The organism is Actinomadura livida (genome assembly GCF_014648675.1).
Lineage (GTDB): Bacteria > Actinomycetota > Actinomycetes > Streptosporangiales > Streptosporangiaceae > Spirillospora > Spirillospora livida.
Genome location: NZ_BMRO01000005.1, coordinates 207327 through 225386, shown reverse-complemented (window position 1 = coordinate 225386; position 18060 = coordinate 207327). Strand labels below are relative to the sequence as shown.

The 18060-nt window shown below is 70.0% G+C and carries 17 protein-coding genes; 8 read left to right on the top strand and 9 right to left on the bottom strand.

All coding sequences use genetic code 11. The features are described 5' to 3' along the window. Positions 1 to 48 precede the first annotated feature (48 nt). Positions 49 to 1191: an epoxide hydrolase family protein gene (locus IEZ03_RS13755; protein WP_184878529.1), complete on the bottom strand. Its 1143-nt coding sequence runs from the start codon at positions 1189 to 1191 to the stop codon at positions 49 to 51. Between the two features lie 63 nt (positions 1192 to 1254). On the opposite strand from IEZ03_RS13755, the gene IEZ03_RS13750 reads away from it, so the two are divergent. Then, the gene (locus IEZ03_RS13750) at positions 1255 to 2217 is read left to right on the top strand and encodes a helix-turn-helix transcriptional regulator (protein ID WP_184878527.1); all 963 of its coding nucleotides are present in this window, start codon (positions 1255 to 1257) and stop codon (positions 2215 to 2217) included. A gap of 69 nt (positions 2218 to 2286) precedes the next feature. Here IEZ03_RS13750 and IEZ03_RS13745 read toward each other — a convergent pair whose 3' ends face one another. Continuing rightward, positions 2287 to 3405 carry a helix-turn-helix transcriptional regulator gene (locus tag IEZ03_RS13745; RefSeq protein ID WP_184878525.1) on the bottom strand — a complete coding sequence of 373 codons (1119 nt, stop codon included), beginning with the start codon at positions 3403 to 3405 and terminating at the stop codon, positions 2287 to 2289. 236 nt (positions 3406 to 3641) lie between these two features. Here IEZ03_RS13745 and IEZ03_RS13740 point away from each other — a divergent pair, with 236 nt between their 5' ends. The 4 genes from IEZ03_RS13740 (at position 3642) to IEZ03_RS13725 (ending at position 7225) form a co-directional block, all read left to right on the top strand. Then, complete coding sequence (locus IEZ03_RS13740; RefSeq protein WP_184878523.1) at positions 3642 to 4238, top strand: dihydrofolate reductase family protein; 597 nt, start codon at positions 3642 to 3644, stop codon at positions 4236 to 4238. Between the two features lie 3 nt (positions 4239 to 4241). Further along, positions 4242 to 4829: a dihydrofolate reductase family protein gene (locus tag IEZ03_RS13735; protein ID WP_221480483.1), complete on the top strand. Its 588-nt coding sequence runs from the start codon at positions 4242 to 4244 to the stop codon at positions 4827 to 4829. Between the two features lie 209 nt (positions 4830 to 5038). Then, positions 5039 to 6259 carry an NAD(P)/FAD-dependent oxidoreductase gene (locus IEZ03_RS13730; protein ID WP_184878522.1) on the top strand — a complete coding sequence of 407 codons (1221 nt, stop codon included), beginning with the start codon at positions 5039 to 5041 and terminating at the stop codon, positions 6257 to 6259. Between the two features lie 18 nt (positions 6260 to 6277). After that, positions 6278 to 7225 (top strand): sigma-70 family RNA polymerase sigma factor, encoded by a 948-nt coding sequence (locus tag IEZ03_RS13725; RefSeq protein WP_184878520.1) that lies wholly within the window; start codon positions 6278 to 6280, stop codon positions 7223 to 7225. 7 nt (positions 7226 to 7232) lie between these two features. Here the strand turns inward: IEZ03_RS13725 and IEZ03_RS13720 are convergent, their stop codons facing one another. Together IEZ03_RS13720 and IEZ03_RS13715 are read right to left on the bottom strand one after the other, a co-directional pair. Continuing rightward, a complete protein-coding gene (locus IEZ03_RS13720) occupies positions 7233 to 7436 on the bottom strand; it encodes a dihydrofolate reductase family protein (protein WP_221480481.1) in 204 nt (67 codons plus the stop codon). Continuing rightward, on the bottom strand, positions 7433 to 8218 hold the full coding sequence (locus tag IEZ03_RS13715; RefSeq protein ID WP_189241194.1) for an AraC family transcriptional regulator: 786 nt from the start codon (positions 8216 to 8218) through the stop codon (positions 7433 to 7435). The genes IEZ03_RS13720 and IEZ03_RS13715 overlap by 4 nt, the downstream gene beginning before the upstream one ends. A gap of 115 nt (positions 8219 to 8333) precedes the next feature. Here IEZ03_RS13715 and IEZ03_RS13710 point away from each other — a divergent pair, with 115 nt between their 5' ends. After that, a complete protein-coding gene (locus IEZ03_RS13710; RefSeq protein ID WP_184878515.1) occupies positions 8334 to 8951 on the top strand; it encodes a LysE family translocator in 618 nt (205 codons plus the stop codon). 49 nt (positions 8952 to 9000) lie between these two features. Here IEZ03_RS13710 and IEZ03_RS13705 read toward each other — a convergent pair whose 3' ends face one another. Then, entirely contained in the window at positions 9001 to 10620 is a 1620-nt protein-coding gene (locus IEZ03_RS13705; protein ID WP_184878512.1) for a glycoside hydrolase family 27 protein, read from the bottom strand. A gap of 206 nt (positions 10621 to 10826) precedes the next feature. Next, a complete protein-coding gene (locus tag IEZ03_RS13700) occupies positions 10827 to 12275 on the bottom strand; it encodes a non-reducing end alpha-L-arabinofuranosidase family hydrolase (protein WP_184878509.1) in 1449 nt (482 codons plus the stop codon). 377 nt (positions 12276 to 12652) lie between these two features. On the opposite strand from IEZ03_RS13700, the gene IEZ03_RS13695 reads away from it, so the two are divergent. Next, complete coding sequence (locus IEZ03_RS13695) at positions 12653 to 14056, top strand: endo-1,4-beta-xylanase (protein WP_229808272.1); 1404 nt, start codon at positions 12653 to 12655, stop codon at positions 14054 to 14056. A gap of 27 nt (positions 14057 to 14083) precedes the next feature. Beyond that, positions 14084 to 15448, top strand: coding sequence for an RICIN domain-containing protein (locus IEZ03_RS13690; protein ID WP_184878503.1), 1365 nt, complete (start codon positions 14084 to 14086; stop codon positions 15446 to 15448). A gap of 70 nt (positions 15449 to 15518) precedes the next feature. On the opposite strand, the gene IEZ03_RS13685 is transcribed toward IEZ03_RS13690, so the two are convergent. The 3 genes from IEZ03_RS13685 to IEZ03_RS13675 all read right to left on the bottom strand — a co-directional run bounded on the left by IEZ03_RS13685 (position 15519) and on the right by IEZ03_RS13675 (position 17976). Further along, positions 15519 to 16754, bottom strand: a complete 1236-nt coding sequence (locus tag IEZ03_RS13685) for an RNA polymerase sigma factor (RefSeq protein ID WP_184878500.1) — start codon at positions 16752 to 16754, stop codon at positions 15519 to 15521. Further along, positions 16751 to 17074 (bottom strand): YciI family protein, encoded by a 324-nt coding sequence (locus IEZ03_RS13680; RefSeq protein WP_132046542.1) that lies wholly within the window; start codon positions 17072 to 17074, stop codon positions 16751 to 16753. The genes IEZ03_RS13685 and IEZ03_RS13680 overlap by 4 nt, the downstream gene beginning before the upstream one ends. Before the next feature lie 71 nt (positions 17075 to 17145). Beyond that, positions 17146 to 17976, bottom strand: coding sequence for an LLM class flavin-dependent oxidoreductase (locus IEZ03_RS13675; protein WP_184878497.1), 831 nt, complete (start codon positions 17974 to 17976; stop codon positions 17146 to 17148). Positions 17977 to 18060: the final 84 nt, after the last annotated feature.

Sequence of the window (18060 nt, the reverse complement as noted above, 5' to 3'; positions counted from 1 at the left end):
GGCCGGGCCTTGCATGGGGCTTCGTGGCCCGCGGGCTCCGACGTGAAGTCAGGAAATGCCGCGGAAGAAGGTGCGGATGTCGTTCGCGAGCAGCTCCGGCTCCTCCATCGCGGGGAAGTGACCGCCCTCGGTGAACTCGCTCCAGTGGCCGATCGCCTTCCACGGGTCCATCGCGCGGCGCATGAGCGGGTGGGTGCCGAACACGGCCCATCCGGACGGCACGTCGGAGGGCATGAACAAGTCGATCCCGGAGTGCTCGGACTCGTAGTAGAACTGCGCGCTCGACGCGCCGCTGCGGGTGAACCAGTACAGGCCGATGTTCGTGAGGAGCTGGTCGCGGTCGACCGTCTCGTCCGGCGTCCGGTGGTCGCCGCCGGTCCTGGTCTTGAACTTCTCGGCGATCCACGCGAGCTGACCGACCGGCGAGTCGGCGAGCGCCGCGCCGATCGTGTCGGGACGGTGGTCCTGCATCAGGAGGTACCCGCGCTCGGCCGCGTCCTCGGTGCGAATCGCCTCGATCTGGGCGGTCTCGTCATCGGACAGACCGTCGGGGTACGGGAACTTGTCGCCGAGCAACCCGAGCACCCGGGGGTCGCTGCCGGTGTGCGTGCCGATGACGCGCTCCGGGTAGAGCGCCGCGAGGCGGCCGGTGGTGCCCGCACCGATGTCGGTGCCGTGGGCCGCGAACCTCTCGTAGCCGAGACGCGTCATGATCTCGGCGTAGGCCTCCGTCGTTCGCGCCAGCTCCCAGCCGGTCCCCGACAGCGGGGTGGAGAACCCGAACCCGGGCAGCGACGGGATGACCACGTGGAACTCGTCGGCCAGCAGCGGGACGAGTCGCTGGTACTCGACGAACGAGCCCGGCCAGCCGTGGTTCAGGATCAGCGGGGTGGCCTCCGGGTTCGTCGACCGCGCGTGGACGACGTGGAACGTCTGGTCGTCGACGGCCGTCGTGAACTGTTCGTACTCGTTGAGCTTCTCCTCCTGCGCACGCCAGTCGAACCCGTCGCGCCAGTACTCGGCGAGCTCCTTCAGGTACACCAGCGGGATGCCGCGGCTGAAGTCGGTGCGATCGTCCCGGCCCGGTACGGGGATCGGCCAGCGCGTGCGGGCCAGCCGGTCGCGCAGGTCGTCGATGTCGGCCTGCGGGATGTCGATACGGAACGGTGTGAGTGCGCTGTTCTCGTTCATGGCACCGACGCTTCCAGGCAATGCGGCAGATTGGCTTCCGCGATTGCTGGAAAGATCGAGAACATGTTGGAGACCTCCGCCCGCCTGCTCGAACTGCTGTCGTTGCTCCAGCTCAAGCGCGACTGGACGAGCTCCGAGCTCGCCGGCCGCCTCGACGTGAGCACGAGGACGGTGCGCGCCGACATCGGCAGGCTGCGGTCGCTCGGCTATCCCGTGGACGCGCGCCCCGGCGTCGCGGGCGGGTACCGGCTGGCCGCCGGGACGGCGATGCCCCCGCTGCTGCTCGACGACGACGAGGCCGTCGCCGTCGCGGTCGGACTGGGTGCGGTCGCCACCCAGAGGCTCGGCGTCGAGGAGACATCGCTCACCGCGCTCGCGAAGCTGGAGCAGGTGCTGCCCTCGCGCCTGCGCCGGCGCGTCGAGGCGGTACGCGAGGCGACGAGCGTCGTTCCAGGGGCTCGACCGCCGCTCGATCTCTCGGCTCTCGGTGCGGTCGCCGCCGCGATCCGCGGCCGTGAACGGCTCCGGTTCGGATACACCAAGCCCGGGGGCGGCGAAGGGGCCCGCCACACCGAACCGCAGCGGCTGGTGAGCTGGGGGTCGCTCTGGTACCTGCTCGCGTGGGACCTCGACCGTGCCGACTGGCGGATCTTCCGCGTCGACCGCATGGTTCCGCACGCACCGACGGGCGAGCGGTTCCAGCCGCGCGCCGTCTCGGAGGACGAGGCCGTCGAGTACGTCGTCAGGCGCGTCAGCAAGGCGGGCTGGAAGTACCGCGCGCGGGTACTCGTGCACGCTCCCGCCGCCGCGGTCGCCGCGAAGATACGCATCCCGGTCGATATCGAGGTGGTCGACGAATCCACGTGCCAGGTCGAGCTGGGTTCCGACGACCCGGACCGGCTCGCGCTGTGGATGACGCAGTTCGACCTCGACATCGAGGTGATCGACGGAGACGAGCTCGCGGCGGCGTTCGATCGCCTCGCGACGAAGTTCCGCCGCGCGGCGGGCGGCCCATCCACCGTGTGAATTTCGGCCCTAGGCCGACCACGAGACGCCAGTGGTTCTTCAGGTCGCGGCGTGATCGGTGGTCGAACTTCACGGGGGCGTAGCGGTTCCCAGCGTCAGGGGGGCGGCGTAGTGATCGAAGAACAGCTGGGCGACCAGGTCGCCGCGTGAGCCGGTGCCGGACTTGGCGAAGATCGACTTCAGGTGGTCCTGCACGGTGTACGACGACACCTGCAGCCGGTCGGCGATCTGCCTGGTGGACAGGCCCTGCGCCACCAGCTCGGTCACGCGCCGCTCGGTGTCGGTGAAGCCGTAGGCATCGGCCATCAGCGGCGCCATTTCGGCGGGACGGGCCGCTTCGAGCATCACCGCGACCGGCGAGTCCGGTCCGTCGCCCATCAGGGAGCCCCGGACGATGAGCCACTGGCCGGATCGGGTGCGCGCTCGGGCCCTGGCCGGCCGGAGCTCAGCAGGCGCGCGGACCGCGGTCGGCGGTGCGTCGCACAGGGCGCGGGCCTGGCGGGCGACGGCGGGGACGACCAGCGGCAGCTCGGCGCCTGCTCGGTCACCGGTGCCCAGCTCGTCCAGCCAGCGTTGCGCAGCTTGGTTGGACATCTGCACGCCGTCGTCGGTGTCGAGGATCAGCAGGCCGGTGTCGGCGTCGCCGGCCCTTGCGGCGTCGAGCAGGAGTCCGCGCCGTAGTCCGTCGGCGATCAACCCGGCCAGCGACGACGCGAACCGCACCTCGGCCGCCGAGAAGTGGGGACGGTTCGCCTCCCGGAACACGGTCAGGGCGCCCCAGGTCGCCTTGCCGCCCGCCAAGACCACGCGCAGCTCGTCGGCGAAGCCACCGGGGCCGCGGATCTCGCGCTGGCGCAGGCTGCGGTCGAGATCACCGGCGGTGACCTCGCTCAGGCTGGCCGCCGGACGGTCCGCGCGGGACAGCTGGACCCACTTGTTGAAGTCCGGCTCGCGCACCTCGATCTCGACGAGCCGGAGCAGCTCGGCGGCGGGCAGGCCGTTCTCAACGAACTCCGCGGTCGGCAGCATGGTCGCCGGGTCGATCGTCATCAGGCAGGTGCCCTCGGCGGGCACGGCGCGGCCCAACGCGTCGCCGACGGCCCGGGAGAAATCGGGCACCGGCAGACCTCGGTGAACCAGCCGCACGATGTCGTCGCGAACGCGTGCGTGGACCGCTGCATTCGCCATGCACCGAAAAGTACCCGAATCGCACTGCGCGTCCTCCCAGAAATCTGGGATACAACCCTGTCGCGCGATCTTGCATGCTGAGTGAGCAGGTCAATGCCCGGCGCAGGCCGGAGAACTCCGTCACGTAAGGAATCGCATTCCATGATGACCACTGTCCTCGCCGCCGGCACCCGGGTCGGCGATCCCGTTGACTCCGATATCTCGTTCAAGGTCGCCGCGGTCGGATCGGAGTCGCGATGAGCAAGGTCGTGCTGTACATGTCGATGTCGGTGGACGGGTTCATCACCGGGCCGGACGACGGGCCGGAGCACGGGCTCGGTGTCAACGGGGAGCGGCTGCACGACTGGCTGCGTCCCGGCGACGTGGACCCGCGCTCGCACCGTCCCGCCGACGGGGCGAACGCCACGGTGTTCGACGAGGCCATGGCGACGGGAGCGGTGATCACCGGTCGGCGCACCTTCGAGTTCGCGGGCGGCTGGGGCGGCGACCACCATGACGGCGTTCCGATCTTCGTGCTGACCCATGCCGCACCCGACGAGCCCGCACCGGGACACGCGCGCTACGTCACCGACGGCATCGAGTCGTGCGTCGCCCAGGCCAAGGCCGCCGCCGGTGGCCGCGACATCCTGCTGCACGGCGCCGCGACCGCGCAGGCGTGCCTTCGCGCCGGCCTGCTGGACGAAATGGAGCTGCAGCTGATGCCCGTCCTGCTCGGGCAGGGCCGCCGGCTGTTCGAGAACATGCCGCCCGACCACGTCGAACTCGAACTGATCCGTGCGCTGGACGCTCCGGGCGTGCAGCATCTCCGCTACCGCGTGCGGTCGGAGGGCTGACCGGTGGCGATCATCCGGCTCTACATGACCATGTCCCTGGACGGTTACGTCACCGGGCCAGAGGACGGCGCGGACGCCCCATTGGGCATTGGCGGATTCCGTCTCTTCAATTGGCTCGACCGGCGCAATGATCCGGGGCCGAGCGGCCAGGTGTTCTCCGAGGCGATGTCGACTCGGGCCGTCGTCTCCGGTCGTCGCACCTATGAGCTGGCCGACCGCTGGCAGGGCGACCACCACGACGGTGTTCCGATCTTCGTCTTGACCCACGACGTTCCGGACGACCCGCCACCGGGGAGCGTCCGCTACGTCACCGATGTGCGCGAGTGCGCCGCGCAGGCCCGCGCGTCGGCCGGGGACGGCGAGGTCATGGTGCACGGTGCCGGGGCGGCGCAGGCCCTGCTGCGGGCCGGGCAACTCGACGAGATGGAACTCCATGTCGTGCCGGTCCTGCTCGGGCAGGGACGGCGGCTGTTCGACGGCCTGCCGGCGGAGCACATCGAGCTCGACCTCGTCCGGCGGCTGACAACTCCAGCGACCGAGGATCCCGCACGGCAGGTCATGCACCTGCGCTACCGCGTCCGGCGCCCATGACCGGCGAACCCCGTTCCGCGCCGAAACTGTGATCCCTCGAACGACCCGTGCCGAGGCGAATGGTGGTCGGCAGGCGTTCTCACCGCCACCGCTGACACTCGGCTCCCGCGCCTATGGGGTGTGACCCATGCCATATGCGGTTCCTGTCAGCTATCGGGGCGCTGCTCCGCTCAAGTCACGAGGAGCAAGCGAACCGACAGGAGCAGCGCATGAAGCACCGCATCGTCGTCCTCGGCGCCGGCTATGCCGGGGCCTACGTGGCCGGGAACCTGGCCCGTCGGCTCTCGCCGGCGGACACCGAGATCACCGTGGTCAACGCCGTGCCGCACTTCGTCCAGCGGCAGCGGCTGAACCAGCTGGCGGCCGGCCTGGAGGTCGACGCGCCGCCGCTCACCGACGTCTTCGCGGGCACGGGGATACGGCTGCGGGTGGCGCGCGTCACCGCCGTCGACCCTGAACGCCAGGTCGTCGCCGTGGCCGACGCCGAGGGAGGCGGCGAGGTCGGCTACGACACGCTGTTGTACGCGCTCGGCAGCCGCGTCGCCGATCTGAGCGTCCCCGGCGTGGCCGAGCACGCCTTCGACGTCGCCGGAATGCCCTCGGCGCTGCGCCTGCGCGAGCGCCTGGAAAGCCTGGACAGGCAGGGTGGAGGCGGGAGCGTGCTGGTCGTCGGCGACGGGTTGACGGGCATCGAGACCGCAACCGAGGTCGCCGAATTCCGGCCCGGCCTGTCGGTGGCGCTTCTCGCCCGCGGCGAGGTGGGCGCCCGGCTCTCCCCCGGAGCCCGCGGCCACCTGCGCCGGGCCTGCGACCGGCTGGGCGTCACCGTCCTGGAGCACACCGGCGTCGAAGCCGTCGAGGCCGGGCGGGTGCGGTGCGGCGACGGCACCGTCCTGGCGTCCGACGCGACCGTGTGGACGGCGGGGTTCGCGGTCAGTCCCATCGCCGCCGCCGGCGGCCTCGAGGTCACCGAACAGGGTCAGGTCATCGTCGATCGCACCATGCGGTCGGTCTCGCACCCGAACGTCTACGCCGTCGGCGACAGCGTCCACGTCCTCGGCGACAGTGGCCGGCCGCTGCCGATGAACTGCGGTTCGGCCGGCTACACCAGCCGCCAGGCCATCAGCGCGATCGTGGGACGCCTGACCGGCCGCGAGATCGCGCACGTCAAGCTGGCCTACCGGTACAACGCCATCAGCCTCGGACGGCGGGACGGGATCCTGCAGCTGATCGACGGTGCGGCGCAGGCCAGGCCGAGGTACATGGGCGGCCGGAAGGTCATGCGGGTCAAGGAGTTCCTCCAAAGGGGGGCGCTGTGGGGCACCGCGCATCCGACGTTCGGCCTGCCCAAGCGCCCGCGCCGCCTGGCCGCCGCGCCGGATGCGGTCGCCGGGCGGGCGGCCGCGTCCGCCGAGACGCCGGCCGCGTAGCCGCCTAGGTTGGTCTGCGTGGACGCCGCCGCCACCGATCGCTTCGACGTCGGCCGGTTCGAGGCCAGCCGGAACCGGCTGGCCGCACTGGCGTACCGGCTGCTGGGCTCCGCCGCCGACGCCGAAGACGCCGTCCAGGACGCGTTCCTGCACTGGCAGGAGGCCGACCGGCGGCGGATCGAGGTGCCGGAGGCATGGCTGACCAAGGTCGTCACCAACCTGTGCCTCGACCGGCTCCGCTCGGCGCGGGCCCGCCGCGAACGCACCGTCGGGGCCTGGCTGCCCGAGCCGCTCCTGGACGGCGATCCGATGCTCGGCCCGGCCGACACCGCCGAGCAGCGCGAAGCGGTCTCGCTGGCCGTGCTGACCCTCATGGAGCGCCTGTCGCCGGTCGAGCGGGCCGTCTACCTGCTGCGTGAGGCGTTCTCCTACGGCCATGCCGAGATCGGCGAGATCCTCGACATCACCGAGTCCGCTAGCCAGCAGCACCTGCACCGGGCCCGTCGCCGCATCACCGCCGCGCGCCGCCGCGGCGGTGATGTCGACCCCGCATCCGCCCGCAGGATCGTCGAGGAGTTCCTCGCCGCCGCCTCCTCGGGCCGCACCGAACGGCTGATGGCGCTGCTCACCGACGACGCGACCGCGATCTCCGACGGCGCCGGGCTGACCAGGACGCTGCTGCGCTACGACACTCCGCAGGGCATCGCCACCATCGCGCGGGCCGGCTTCCAACCCGCCCTTGCGAAGCGGCGACTCGGCGGTGCGCCCGCCATCCACTACGCGCTCGTCAACGACACCCCCGCCATCATCGTCGTGCTCGATGACCAGGTCGTCGGCGTCGTGGCGTTCGACATCACCGGCGGCAAGATCGCGACCTTGCACGGCATCGCCGCCCCGGCCCGCCTCGTCCGCATCACCGCGTCCTGGCGACACAAGCCCGACGCACCGCTCATCACGCGGTGGTGATCCCTTGCTACCGGCGCACTCGATAGCGCAGGTGGAGGACCCGGTTGCCCTGGATCACCACGTCGGGATCTTCCAACAGGTGCTGCGCGTCGACCGGCCCGAAGTAGCGCTTGCCGGACCCGAGCACCACTGGCGCGACGTCCATGGCGACCTCGTCGATGAGCCCTGCGGCCAGCATCTGGCCGCCGTGTCGAACAGCGGCGCTCGTCATGGCTCCGGATACGGACCTGGCCTTCTGCATAGCCTCGCGTAGCAGCCAGGTGTCATGCCGAATGCCGCCTTGAACATTCGGGTGAAGTGGGCTTGGTCTGCGAAGCCGGCCGCGAGAGCGGTCTCCGCCAGGGGCCTGGCCATGCGCAGCTTTTCGCGGGCGAGGTCGAGGCGGCGCATGATCGAGTATCGGTAGGGACTGGTGCCGTACAGGGCACGGAACTGGCGTGCGAACTGGTAGCGGTCGAGGCCCGTGACCGCCTCCAGTTCGCTGGAGCGCACGACCACCGGCCGGTTCTCCAGGAACTCTCGGCCGCGATCGAGGGCGGCCAGGTCGAGGCGGCTGGGCCGGTCAGGAGCGCGGGGCGCTGTTGCCCTGCACCGGAGCAGGCCCTCGGCAAGCTCCAGGACCAAGGCGTCGAGCGCCAGCGGCTCGGTCGTCGCTTCGAACGCCGCCCGTATCGTGCGCGCGAGGACCGGGTCGTCGGTCACCGGGGCGGCGAAGGGCAGCGGCGTCGGTCGTCCGGTGATGGCCGACAGGGCGTCGGCGATGCGGGCGGGGGCGACATAGACCTGCGCGTAGCCGAGGAGGTCCGGCCCGTCGGCCCAGCCGTCGTGCAACTCGTCGGGATGCAGCACGAAGACCTGTCCCGGGGCGCTGCGCTCCACCGTTCCCCGGTAGTGGAACGCCTGGGCCCCCGCTTCGGTGACCCCGACGGCGTAGACGTCGTGCCGGTGCCGGCTGTACGGGTGGCCGCGCAGCCCGGCTCGGAACAGTTCCACGCCGTCCACGGGTCCCCTGGTTTCCACCCATTCGCCCGCGACACACGATCGTTCAATACCGGTGCGATGCGGTCTGGCCACTCTGGACGCCATATGCGGAGTCTAAGGAGAAGCCATGGAAGTCTCCCTCTCCCCGGCCCAGGCGATCGCGTTCATGACGTTCGCCGCGGTGGCCGCGGGAACTCCCGGTCCCAGTAACGTGCTGCTGGCCGCCGCGGGCGCGAAGGGCGGTGTACGGCGGGGGATGCCGAGCCTGCTCGGGCAGGTGATCGGGATGAGCGCCATGCTGCTGGCCGTCACCTTGGGAATCGGCGGCCTGCTCCTCGACCGCCCTTGGCTCCTGGAGACCCTCAAGTGGGGCGGCGCGGTGCTGCTCTGCTGGATGGCGTGGGGGATCGCGACCGCACCCTTTACGGAAGCAGACGCGAATTCCTCTGCCTGGTCCGGCTTCTTCGGCATGGCCGCTTTCCAATGGGCCAACCCCAAAGGCTGGCTGATCAGCGTCGCCGCCAACGCCACTTACCTGAACCAACACGGCGGGATCTTGAGCCGGTCCCTCATCCTCACGGTTCTGTTCATGCTCGCCGCACTGCCCAGTTGCCTGCCTTGGCTGGTGTTCGGCGCCGCGCTCCAGAAATCTCTCGGCTCGCCGCGGACGTGGCTCATCTACCGCGGCACAATGGCCGGTCTGCTGGTGGCATCGGTCGCCCTGTTCCTCTGGCCCCACGGCTGATTCAAACTGGTGGAAGATCGGGTCGGTGTAGGTGCTCTTGAGGGGACGGTCAGGGGCGGGTCCAGCGTTGGTTGGGGGCGTTGTGGCATGTCCAGATTTGGACGTAGACGCCGTTGGCCGTGGAGTTGTTGGGTACGTCCAGGCACTTGTTCGCGCCCACGGCGGTGATGCTTCCGTCGGTGTTGATGCGCCACTTCTGGTTGTTCTGGCCGTTGCAGTCCCAGATGATCACGCTGGTTCCGTCAGCGGTGCCGTTGTCGTTGACGTCGAGGCACTTGCTTCCGTAGACCCGCAGTTCACCGGCCGCCGTGGAGGTCCACTGCTGGTTGCTCCCGCCGTGGCAGTCCCAGATCTCCACCCGCGTCCCGTTGGCCTGGGACGCTCCGGTGACGTCGAGGCATCGTCCCGACCCCGCGCCCCGGATCTGGGACACGGGGCTGGGCGTTCCGCCGCTGACCCGGAACACGGCGGTGCCATGGGGCGGCACGCTCGCCGAGATGGTGCCGGTGGTCGAGGTGACGGCGTTCGTCCAGGCGTCGCGAAGGCTGAAGGAGTCGCCGGACAGGCCGATCGCCGAGGTGGTGGTGCTGATCGTCGTCGCGCCGCTTCCCTGGTTGAACAGCGCGACCGCGACGTCGCCGTTCTCCAGCCGTTTGGCCAGGACGCGGCGGGTGCCGTCGTTGCTGATCTGGGTCGCCTGGAGGCCGAGCGGGTCCTGGTTGATGGCGATCAGGTTCTGGTTCCTCATGATCGTGGCGGTGGCGGCGTCCATGTTCCGGACGTCGTTCCCCGCGATCAGCGGCGCGGCCATGACGGCCCACAGGGCGAAGTGGCTGCGCATCTCGGTGTCGGTCATGCCGCCGCGGCCGACCACCATCATGTCGGGGTCGTTGAACTGCCCCGGCCCGGCGTAGCCCGCCAGAGGCACGTTGACGTCGACGATGTTCTGGATGCCCATCGGGTAGCCGTTGGTCTGGCCGGAGTTCCAGACGTTGGTGATGTCCTCGGTGGTGCGCCAGATGTTGGCGACGTCACCCCAGTTCCGCTGCGGGCCGGTCTTCTCGTGGATGCTGTTGGGGTTGATGCTGTAGAGGATCGGCCGTCCGGTCGCCGCCAGGGCGTCGCGCATCTTCGCGAAGGTGCGCACCTGGTCGTCGATGGTGCCGGTCGGAGAGCACCAGTCGTACTTGAGGTAGTCGACGCCCCAGGCGGCGAACTGGCGGGCGTCCTGGGTCTCGTGGCCGAGGCTGCCGGTGGCGCCCGGATAGGAGCCGAAGTACTGGGCGCAGGTGCGGTCCAGGGGCGCCTGGTAGAGGCCGAACTTCAGGCCCCTGGCGTGCAGGTAGTCGCCGAGCGCCTTCATCCCGCTCGGGAATCTCGACGGATTCGCCCGCAGGTTGCCGGCCGAGTCGCGGTTGGGGTCGAACCAGCAGTCGTCGACGACGACGTACTCGTATCCGAGGTCGCGCATGCCGGAGCCGACGAGCGCGTCGGCGGTCTGCCGGATCAGGGTCTCGTTGATGTTGCAGCCGAACGTGTTCCAGGTGTTCCACCCCATCGGCGGGGTGCGGCCCACGCCGTTCTCCAGCGCTTGGGCCTGGGCGGCTGGGCTGAGTGCTACGGCCACGGCCACCATGGTCAGCAGCGCGCGGATTCGTTTCCAGCTCATCGGTTCGCTCCGCAGCGGTCCGAGGACCGGGTCGATGGGGGTGGGCCGGCCGCCCCGAGGACCGGATGTCCTGGGCCGGGACGACCGTCGTGGGCGCGGTGCGAGCCGCAGGGGCGCGACCGGTACGCGGTGGACGTGGCGGGCTCGGCCTGCCGCCGAGCCCGCCACACCGGGTCCGCTCCTGAGCCGGACCCGGTGCCACCTCGTCAGCGCTGCAGGGTCAGCAGGCCCGGGCGGTAGGGCAGGAGGCCGTAGTCGCCGCCCGAGTTGGGGCTGCGGCCCTGGTAGAGGAGTTGGAGGTTGCAGGGGTCGACGGTGAAGGTCTGGTCGGCGCCGGCGCGGATCAGTTCGCCGTGGCTGATGTCGTTGGTCCAGGTGGCGCCGCTGTTGGCCTTGCCGGCGAAGGGGTTGCTCTCGCTGGTGGCCTGCGGTGTCCACGAACCGTTCAGGCTGGTGGACGTGAACGAGCGGAAGTAGCGGCCCTGGGAGCCGATCGCCTCGACGAGCATGAGGTAGCGGTTCTGGTCCTGGAGCTTGTAGACCTGAACCCCTTCGAAGAGGTTGTTCGTCGAATCGCTCATGATCACTGTGGAGGACGAGCCGAAGCTGCCCGGGAAGTTCCCGATCGGCATGCTGGCCCGGTAGATCCTGCCGTTGTCACCGGCGAAGAAGAGGTACATGTTGTTGCTGTCGCCGATGACCGTCTGGTCGATGGGGCCGGTCCCGGAATTGCTGATGCTTCCGGAGAAGAGCACCTGCTCCGATGACCAGCCGTTCGGGTTGGTGGGGTCGCTCGACGTCCGGTAGGAGAAGGCGGTGCTGCCCCACTGGTAGGCGAGCACCCAGATGTTCCTCGGTGCGAAGTAGAAGAGCGTGGGCGCGACGGTGGAATTCGACATCGCGTTCTGGCTGGCCGAGGCCATCTCCGACCAGTTGGAGAACAGGCCGAAGTTCATCGAGCCCCATCTCGTCCCCGTGTCGTGCGTTGTCGCATAGACGAGATGCCGGCCGTTGTAGGGGGCGACGGTGAAGTCCTTGAGCGAGACCCATCCCGACCTGGGCTGGGCCAATGGACCTGTTGACGACCAGCGGTATGTCGACGGAAGGTCGCAGTTCGGAGTGGGTTCGCCACCGCCGACCTCGACGAGCTGCCATTGCTGGTTGGCCCCGCCCCAGTCGTCGTACTGGACGATGTTCGCGCCGTCGGCGGTGGAGGCGCCCTGTACTTCGAGGGCCTTGTTGCTGTGGCGCGAGATGAGCCTGACGTGGCCATCTGAGCTGTCGGCCAGGCGCCATTGCTGGTTGGTGCCGTTCAGGTCGGACCATTGGACGATCGAGCCGCCGTTGGCGGTGGAGAAGTTGTAGACGTCCAGCACCTTGCCGGAGTGGCGGGACTTGAGGCGGTAGTAACCGCCGCCGGAGTCGACGAACTGCCACTGCTGCTGGTTCTGGTCGTTCCTCGCCCACTGGGTGATGCGGGCGCCGTCGTTGGTCGCCAGGTTGTAGACGTCCAGGGCCTTGCCGCTGTTGCGGTTGACCAGGACGTACCACTTGTTCACATCCACTGCCGCGGCCTGGGCCGTCTGTGTGCTCAGCACGGACAGGAACACCGACAGCAGGAGCGATGCCAGCACTGCTGCACCGGTCCTCAGCATGAACTCTTCCCTTCATGAGCTTGTGTTAGCGCTAACATTTCCTGCCGAGCGGGGACCTCTCTCCATCGGGGTGATCGGGGGGGTGGCGGTGGCCCGGAGTAAATAACAGGCAGTGCGACATCGTCAAGAACCCGAGGGGTTCGAAAAATTTCGAGCGTAAGCCACCTGCTAGAACGCATGCACAAGCCGGCGGTCGGATCTCCGCGATGAAATGTTTTGAAACTATTGACGGGATCCGTTCGGCCTCTCACACTGAGTCCTCGACGCCCCGGTGGTGTGTGCGTTCCCGAGTGGAGCGCGGCGTCTGTCGCACGGCTGTGTCCGTGCTCCCACCCCTTCTTTGCTTCATGGAGGAAACAGACGTGCGTACTAACGCCATGCCCAGAGCCCGGGTCCGCAGGCGGGCCCTCCTCGCCGGCGCCCTCGGGGTGTTCACCGCGGCCGCCGCTCTGGTGGCACCGTCCCAGGCCGCGGCCGCGGAGAGCACGCTGGGCGCCGCGGCGGCGCAGAGCGGCCGCTACTTCGGCGCCGCGATCGCCTCCGGCAGGCTCAACGACTCGGTGTACACGACGATCGCGAACCGCGAGTTCAACTCGGTGACCGCCGAGAACGAGATGAAGATCGACGCCACCGAGCCCCAGCGAGGCCAGTTCAACTTCTCCGCCGCCGACCGCATCTACAACTGGGCCGTCCAGAACGGCAAGGAGGTGCGCGGCCACACGCTGGCCTGGCACTCCCAGCAGCCCGACTGGATGCGGAACCTCAGCGGCGGCGCGCTGCGCCAGGCCATGATCGACCACATCAACGGCGTCATGGCCCACTACCGGGGCAAGATCGTCCAGTGGGACGTCGTGAACGAGGCCTTCGAGGACGGCAACTCGGGCGCCCGCCGCGACTCCAACCTGCAGCGCACCGGCAACGACTGGATCGAGGTCGCCTTCCACACCGCACGCGCCGCCGACCCGTCCGCCAAGCTCTGCTACAACGACTACAACGTCGAGAACTGGAACTGGGCCAAGACCCAGGCCATGTACAACATGGTCCGCGACTTCAAGCAGCGCGGCGTGCCCATCGACTGCGTCGGCTTCCAGTCCCACTTCAACAGCGGCAGCCCGTACAACAGCAACTTCCGCACCACCCTGCAGAACTTCGCCGCCCTCGGCGTCGACGTCGCCATCACCGAGCTCGACATCCAGGGCGCCTCGCCCACGACCTACGCCAACGTGGTCAACGACTGCCTCGCCGTCTCCCGCTGCCTCGGCATCACCGTGTGGGGCGTCCGGGACACCGACTCCTGGCGCTCGGAGCAGACGCCGCTGCTGTTCGACGGCAACGGCAACAAGAAGTCCGCCTACACCTCGGTCCTCAACGCCCTCAACGGCGGCACCACGCCGAACCCGCCCGAGGACGAGGGAACGATCAGGGGCGTCGATTCGGGCCGTTGCATTGACGTGCCCAACGCCAGCACCAGCGACGGCACCCAGGTCCAGCTGTACGACTGCCACGGCGGCACCAACCAGCAGTGGACCCCCACCGACGCGGGCGAGCTGAGGGTCTACGGCAACAAGTGCCTGGACGCGGCCGGCACCGGCAACGGCGCCAGGGTCCAGATCTACAGCTGCTGGGGCGGCGACAACCAGAAGTGGCGCCTGAACTCCGACGGGTCGATCGTCGGCGTCCAGTCCGGCCTCTGCCTGGACGCCGCCGGCTCCGGCAACGGCGCCGCGATCCAGCTCTACTCCTGCTGGAACGGCGGCAACCAGCGCTGGACCCTCACCTGACCTGCGGCAAGCGGAAAGGGTGAATCGATGAAGATCTACGCTGCGGCCTCGCGAGGGCGACGCCGCTGGTCACGGTTCGCCGCCGCGGTGGCGGCGGCCCTCGCGGCCGGGGCGCTCGTCGCGGTGACCCCGGCGCCGGCCGACGCGGCGGCGGTGGACACCGATGCCTGGTACGTCCTGGTCAACCGCAACAGCGGCAAGGCGCTGGACGTCTACGACTCGTCCACCGGCGACGGCGCGCGGGTCACCCAGTGGACGCGGAACGACGGAGCCAACCAGCAGTGGCGGTTCGTGGACTCCGGCGGCGGCTTCTACCGGCTGAAGGCACGGCACTCGGGCAAGGTGCTCGACGTGGCCGGCGCCTCGACGGCCGACGGTGCCGCGATCCAGCAGTGGGCCGACCACGGCGGGACCAACCAGCAGTTCCGCCTGGCCGACTCCGACGCGGGCCACGTCCGGCTGATCAGCCGCAGCAGCGGCAAGGCGGTGGAGGTCCAGGGCGCCTCCACCGCCGACGGCGGCAGCGTCGTCCAGTACACCGACTGGGGCGGCGCCAACCAGCAGTGGCAGATGGTCGAGCTGTCGTCCGGCGGCGGTGGCGATGGCGGGTGCGGCAGCGCGCCGACGCTCACCAGCGGTACGCACACCATCCAGAGCGGCGGCAAGAGCCGCAGCTTCATCCTCAGGGTTCCCGACGGCTACGACAGCGACCACCGCTACCGGCTGATCTTCGCGTTCCACTGGCGGGGCGGCACCGCCGTCGACGTCGCGTCGGGTGGAACGAGCGGGAGCGCCTGGTCGTACTACGGCCAGCAGGAACAGTCGAACAACAGCGCGATCCTCGTCGCCCCCCAGGGCCTCGGCAACGGATGGGCCAATTCGGGCGGTGAGGACGTCACCTTCGTCGACGACATGATCCGGCGGATCGAGGACGGCCTCTGCGTCGACACGACACAGCGTTTCGCCACGGGATTCAGCTGGGGCGGCGGTATGAGCTACGCCCTCGCCTGCGCCCGGGCGAACGACTTCAGGGCCGTCGCGGTCATCTCCGGCGCGCAGATCAGCGGGTGCAGCGGCGGCGCCCAGCCCATCGCCTACTTCGGAATCCACGGCATCGGCGACTCCGTCCTCAACATCGCGCAAGGACGGTCCCTGCGGGACAAGTTCGTCGCCAACAACGGCTGCAGTCCCCAGAGCCCGCGGGAGCCCGCCCAGGGCAGCCGGACGCACATCACCACCGCCTACTCGGGCTGCCGCGCCGGGTATCCGGTCCAATGGGCCGCTTTCGATGGAGGCCACATCCCCGCTCCGGTTGACGGCTCCTCCAGCGAGAGCGGTGTCGCCACCTGGACCAAGGGAGAGATCTGGAGGTTCTTCGCACAGTTCCAGTGACACACCTGCACAACGGGGTGGAGCCGGGCGCGGCCTGGCTCCACCCTGCCTTCCTTGAAAGGGACGGGGGCTATCCCAGCTGGTCGCGGCGGCGGGTCAGGTAGGCGACCTCGGCGGTGTTGCCCGCCAGCTCGATGGCCTTGTCGTACGCGGCGCGCGACCGGTGGCCGTCGCCCAGGCGGCGCAGCAGGTCGGCGCGGATGGCGTGGAAGGCGTGGTAGCCGGCCAGCCGGTCCTGGAGCCGGTCTACGGCCGCCAGTGCCACCTCGGGGCCGTCGAGTTCGGCGACCGCGACGGCCCGGTTGAGGGCGACGATCGGCGAGCGGTCGAGGCGGACGAGCTGGTCGTAGAGGGCCAGGATCTGGGACCAGTCGGTGTCGCGTGCGTCGCGGACCGAGGTGTGCACGGCGTTGATCGCCGCCAGGATCTGGTAGCGGCCCGGAGGCGTGCCCGCCGCGGCCGCCGCGAGGCGCTCGCGTACCAGCCGGTGCCCCTCGGCGATCAGCGCCGCGTCCCAGGACCCGCGGTCCTGCTCGGCCAGGGTGACCAGTTCGCCGCCGGCCGAGACCCGGGCGGTGCGGCGGGCCTCGGTGAGCAGCATCAGCGCCAGCAGCCCGGCCGCCTCCCCGTCGTCCGGCAGCAGGGCGCGGATCAGGCGGGCGAGCCGGATCGCCTCGGCCGTCAGGCCGGGACGCACCGGATCGGTGCCGGGGCCGGTCGCCAGGTAGCCCTCGTTGAACACCAGGTACAGGACGGCGAGGACGCCGGAGACGCGTGCCGGGAGGTCCTCGGCGGACGGCACCCGGTACGGGATGCGCGCGGCCTTGATCTTGGCCTTGGCGCGGGTGATCCGCTGCCCCATGGCGGGTTCCTGCACCAGGAACGCGCGGGCGATCTCGGGGACGGTCAGCCCGGCGACCAGGCGCAGCGTCAGCGCGACGCGGGCCTCCGGCGCGAGCGCCGGGTGGCAGCAGGTGAAGATCAGCCGGAGCCGGTCGTCGTCGATGGCGCCGACGGGCTCGGGCGGGTCGTCGTCGTAGACCATCCGAGCCTCCTTGTGCTTGTCGTCGCGCTTGTTCTCGCGCCGGATCCGGTCGATGGCCTTGCGGCTCGCGGTGGTGGTCAGCCAGCCGCCCGGGTTGGGCGGGACGCCCTCGGCGGGCCACCGCTCGACCGCCGCCGCGAACGCCTCGGCCGCCGCCTCCTCGGCGATGTCGAGGTCACCGAACCGCCTGGTCAGGGCGGCCACCACCCGTGCCCACTCGGCGCGGTGGACCCGGGTTATCGACTCCGCGGCGTCGCTCACCGGAACGGCCGCACCTCGATCTTCCGGTCGCAGACCTCAGACGCCTCGGCGGCCAGCCGGAGCGCCACGTCCAGATCGGGGGCCTCCCACACCCAGACGCCGGCGAGGTACTCCTTCGACTCCACGAAGGGCCCGTCGCTGAACACCGCCTCCTCGCCCCGGTTGTCGACGACCGTGGCCGTGTCGGTGTCGGCGAGCCCGCCCGCGAAGACCCAGTAGCCCTCGGCGATCAGCCGGTCGTTGAACGCGCTGATGGCGGGCTGCCTGTCGGTGCTGCCGGGATCGCTCTTGTCGTCGATCACGGAAACCAGGTACTGCATCTGAAGATCATCTCCTGTGGTCTGGGACGCGCGCGTGGCCAAGCCCCGCCCGCGGCTGCGAACGACTCTGCCTAGTGTCCGGCCAGTTCGGCCACGACCGGAGCGAGTTTCTCGGCGAAGTCGGCGCCGAAGACGAAGTAGGAGAAGCCGATCTCCTCCCGCCGCCGCTGGATCTCCTCGGCGGCCGCCGCGGGGTCGTCCGGAAGCACCGCCAGCGAGTCCGCCGCTCGAAGCGCGGCGGGGTCGGTGTCGGGAGACGCCATGAAGGGCGCCACCGAGTCGCCGACCACCGCGACGTGCTGCGAGAGTTCCACGTCCCGGTCGGTGCGGAAGTCGCGTACCAACCGCGTCATCTCGGCCCTGTCGTCCCCCGGCATCAGCGCGAAGGTGACCGTGTCCGCGAACTCGGCCGCCAGTGCCCGGGCCTTCGGGCCGCGCACGGCCATGACCACCGGCGTGTGCAGGTCGGGACCGTCGAGTTCGCGCAGCCTCGTCACGGTCTCGCGCACCTGGGCCAGCCGCTCGCCCGGTCGTGTGACGGGCAGCCCCAGTTCGCGGAGTTCGTCTTCGATGCCGGGCCTGCCGGTGCCGATGCCCATCTCGAAGCGGCCGTCGGTGAGCACCGACAGCGAGTGCGCCTCCCACGCGGTGCTCCAAGCCGGGCGCAGCGGGGAGGCGTACACCCAGGTGCCCACCCGCAGGTCGGCGAGGCCGGCCGCGGCGGCCAGCGTGGGTGCGGGCGCCGGCTGCCATTTCGGGACGTCGGGCATCAGCAGCGTGGAGTAGCCGCTGCCGGCGATGCGGCGCACGCGGTCTCGCCACGTCGGAAGGTCCGTGGTGAGCGGGGCGACGACCCCGAATCGGAAGGGCTTGGTTGCGCGGGTTGCCGTGGAATCGGTCATGGTCGCCGTCCTCATCCGTTCTCTCGGGCGCCCTGGTCGGCGTCTCACCCCTGCCACGAACGCCGCTGCCCCGATCCGACACTT

What these genes read in the sequence shown, in the direction of transcription:
- IEZ03_RS13680 (WP_132046542.1), bottom strand. Translation starts at nt 17,074, where the DNA reads ATGCAGTACCTGGTTTCCGTGATCGACGACAAGAGCGATCCCGGCAGC.
- IEZ03_RS13730 (WP_184878522.1), top strand. Translation starts at nt 5,039, where the DNA reads ATGAAGCACCGCATCGTCGTCCTCGGCGCCGGCTATGCCGGGGCCTAC.
- IEZ03_RS13740 (WP_184878523.1), top strand. Translation starts at nt 3,642, where the DNA reads ATGAGCAAGGTCGTGCTGTACATGTCGATGTCGGTGGACGGGTTCATC.
- IEZ03_RS13700 (WP_184878509.1), bottom strand. Translation starts at nt 12,275, where the DNA reads ATGCTGAGGACCGGTGCAGCAGTGCTGGCATCGCTCCTGCTGTCGGTG.
- IEZ03_RS13705 (WP_184878512.1), bottom strand. Translation starts at nt 10,620, where the DNA reads ATGAGCTGGAAACGAATCCGCGCGCTGCTGACCATGGTGGCCGTGGCC.
- IEZ03_RS13750 (WP_184878527.1), top strand. Translation starts at nt 1,255, where the DNA reads ATGTTGGAGACCTCCGCCCGCCTGCTCGAACTGCTGTCGTTGCTCCAG.
- IEZ03_RS13745 (WP_184878525.1), bottom strand. Translation starts at nt 3,405, where the DNA reads ATGGCGAATGCAGCGGTCCACGCACGCGTTCGCGACGACATCGTGCGG.
- IEZ03_RS13675 (WP_184878497.1), bottom strand. Translation starts at nt 17,976, where the DNA reads ATGACCGATTCCACGGCAACCCGCGCAACCAAGCCCTTCCGATTCGGG.
- IEZ03_RS13690 (WP_184878503.1), top strand. Translation starts at nt 14,084, where the DNA reads ATGAAGATCTACGCTGCGGCCTCGCGAGGGCGACGCCGCTGGTCACGG.
- IEZ03_RS13755 (WP_184878529.1), bottom strand. Translation starts at nt 1,191, where the DNA reads ATGAACGAGAACAGCGCACTCACACCGTTCCGTATCGACATCCCGCAG.
- IEZ03_RS13695 (WP_229808272.1), top strand. Translation starts at nt 12,653, where the DNA reads ATGCCCAGAGCCCGGGTCCGCAGGCGGGCCCTCCTCGCCGGCGCCCTC.
- IEZ03_RS13710 (WP_184878515.1), top strand. Translation starts at nt 8,334, where the DNA reads ATGGAAGTCTCCCTCTCCCCGGCCCAGGCGATCGCGTTCATGACGTTC.
- IEZ03_RS13720 (WP_221480481.1), bottom strand. Translation starts at nt 7,436, where the DNA reads ATGACGAGCGCCGCTGTTCGACACGGCGGCCAGATGCTGGCCGCAGGG.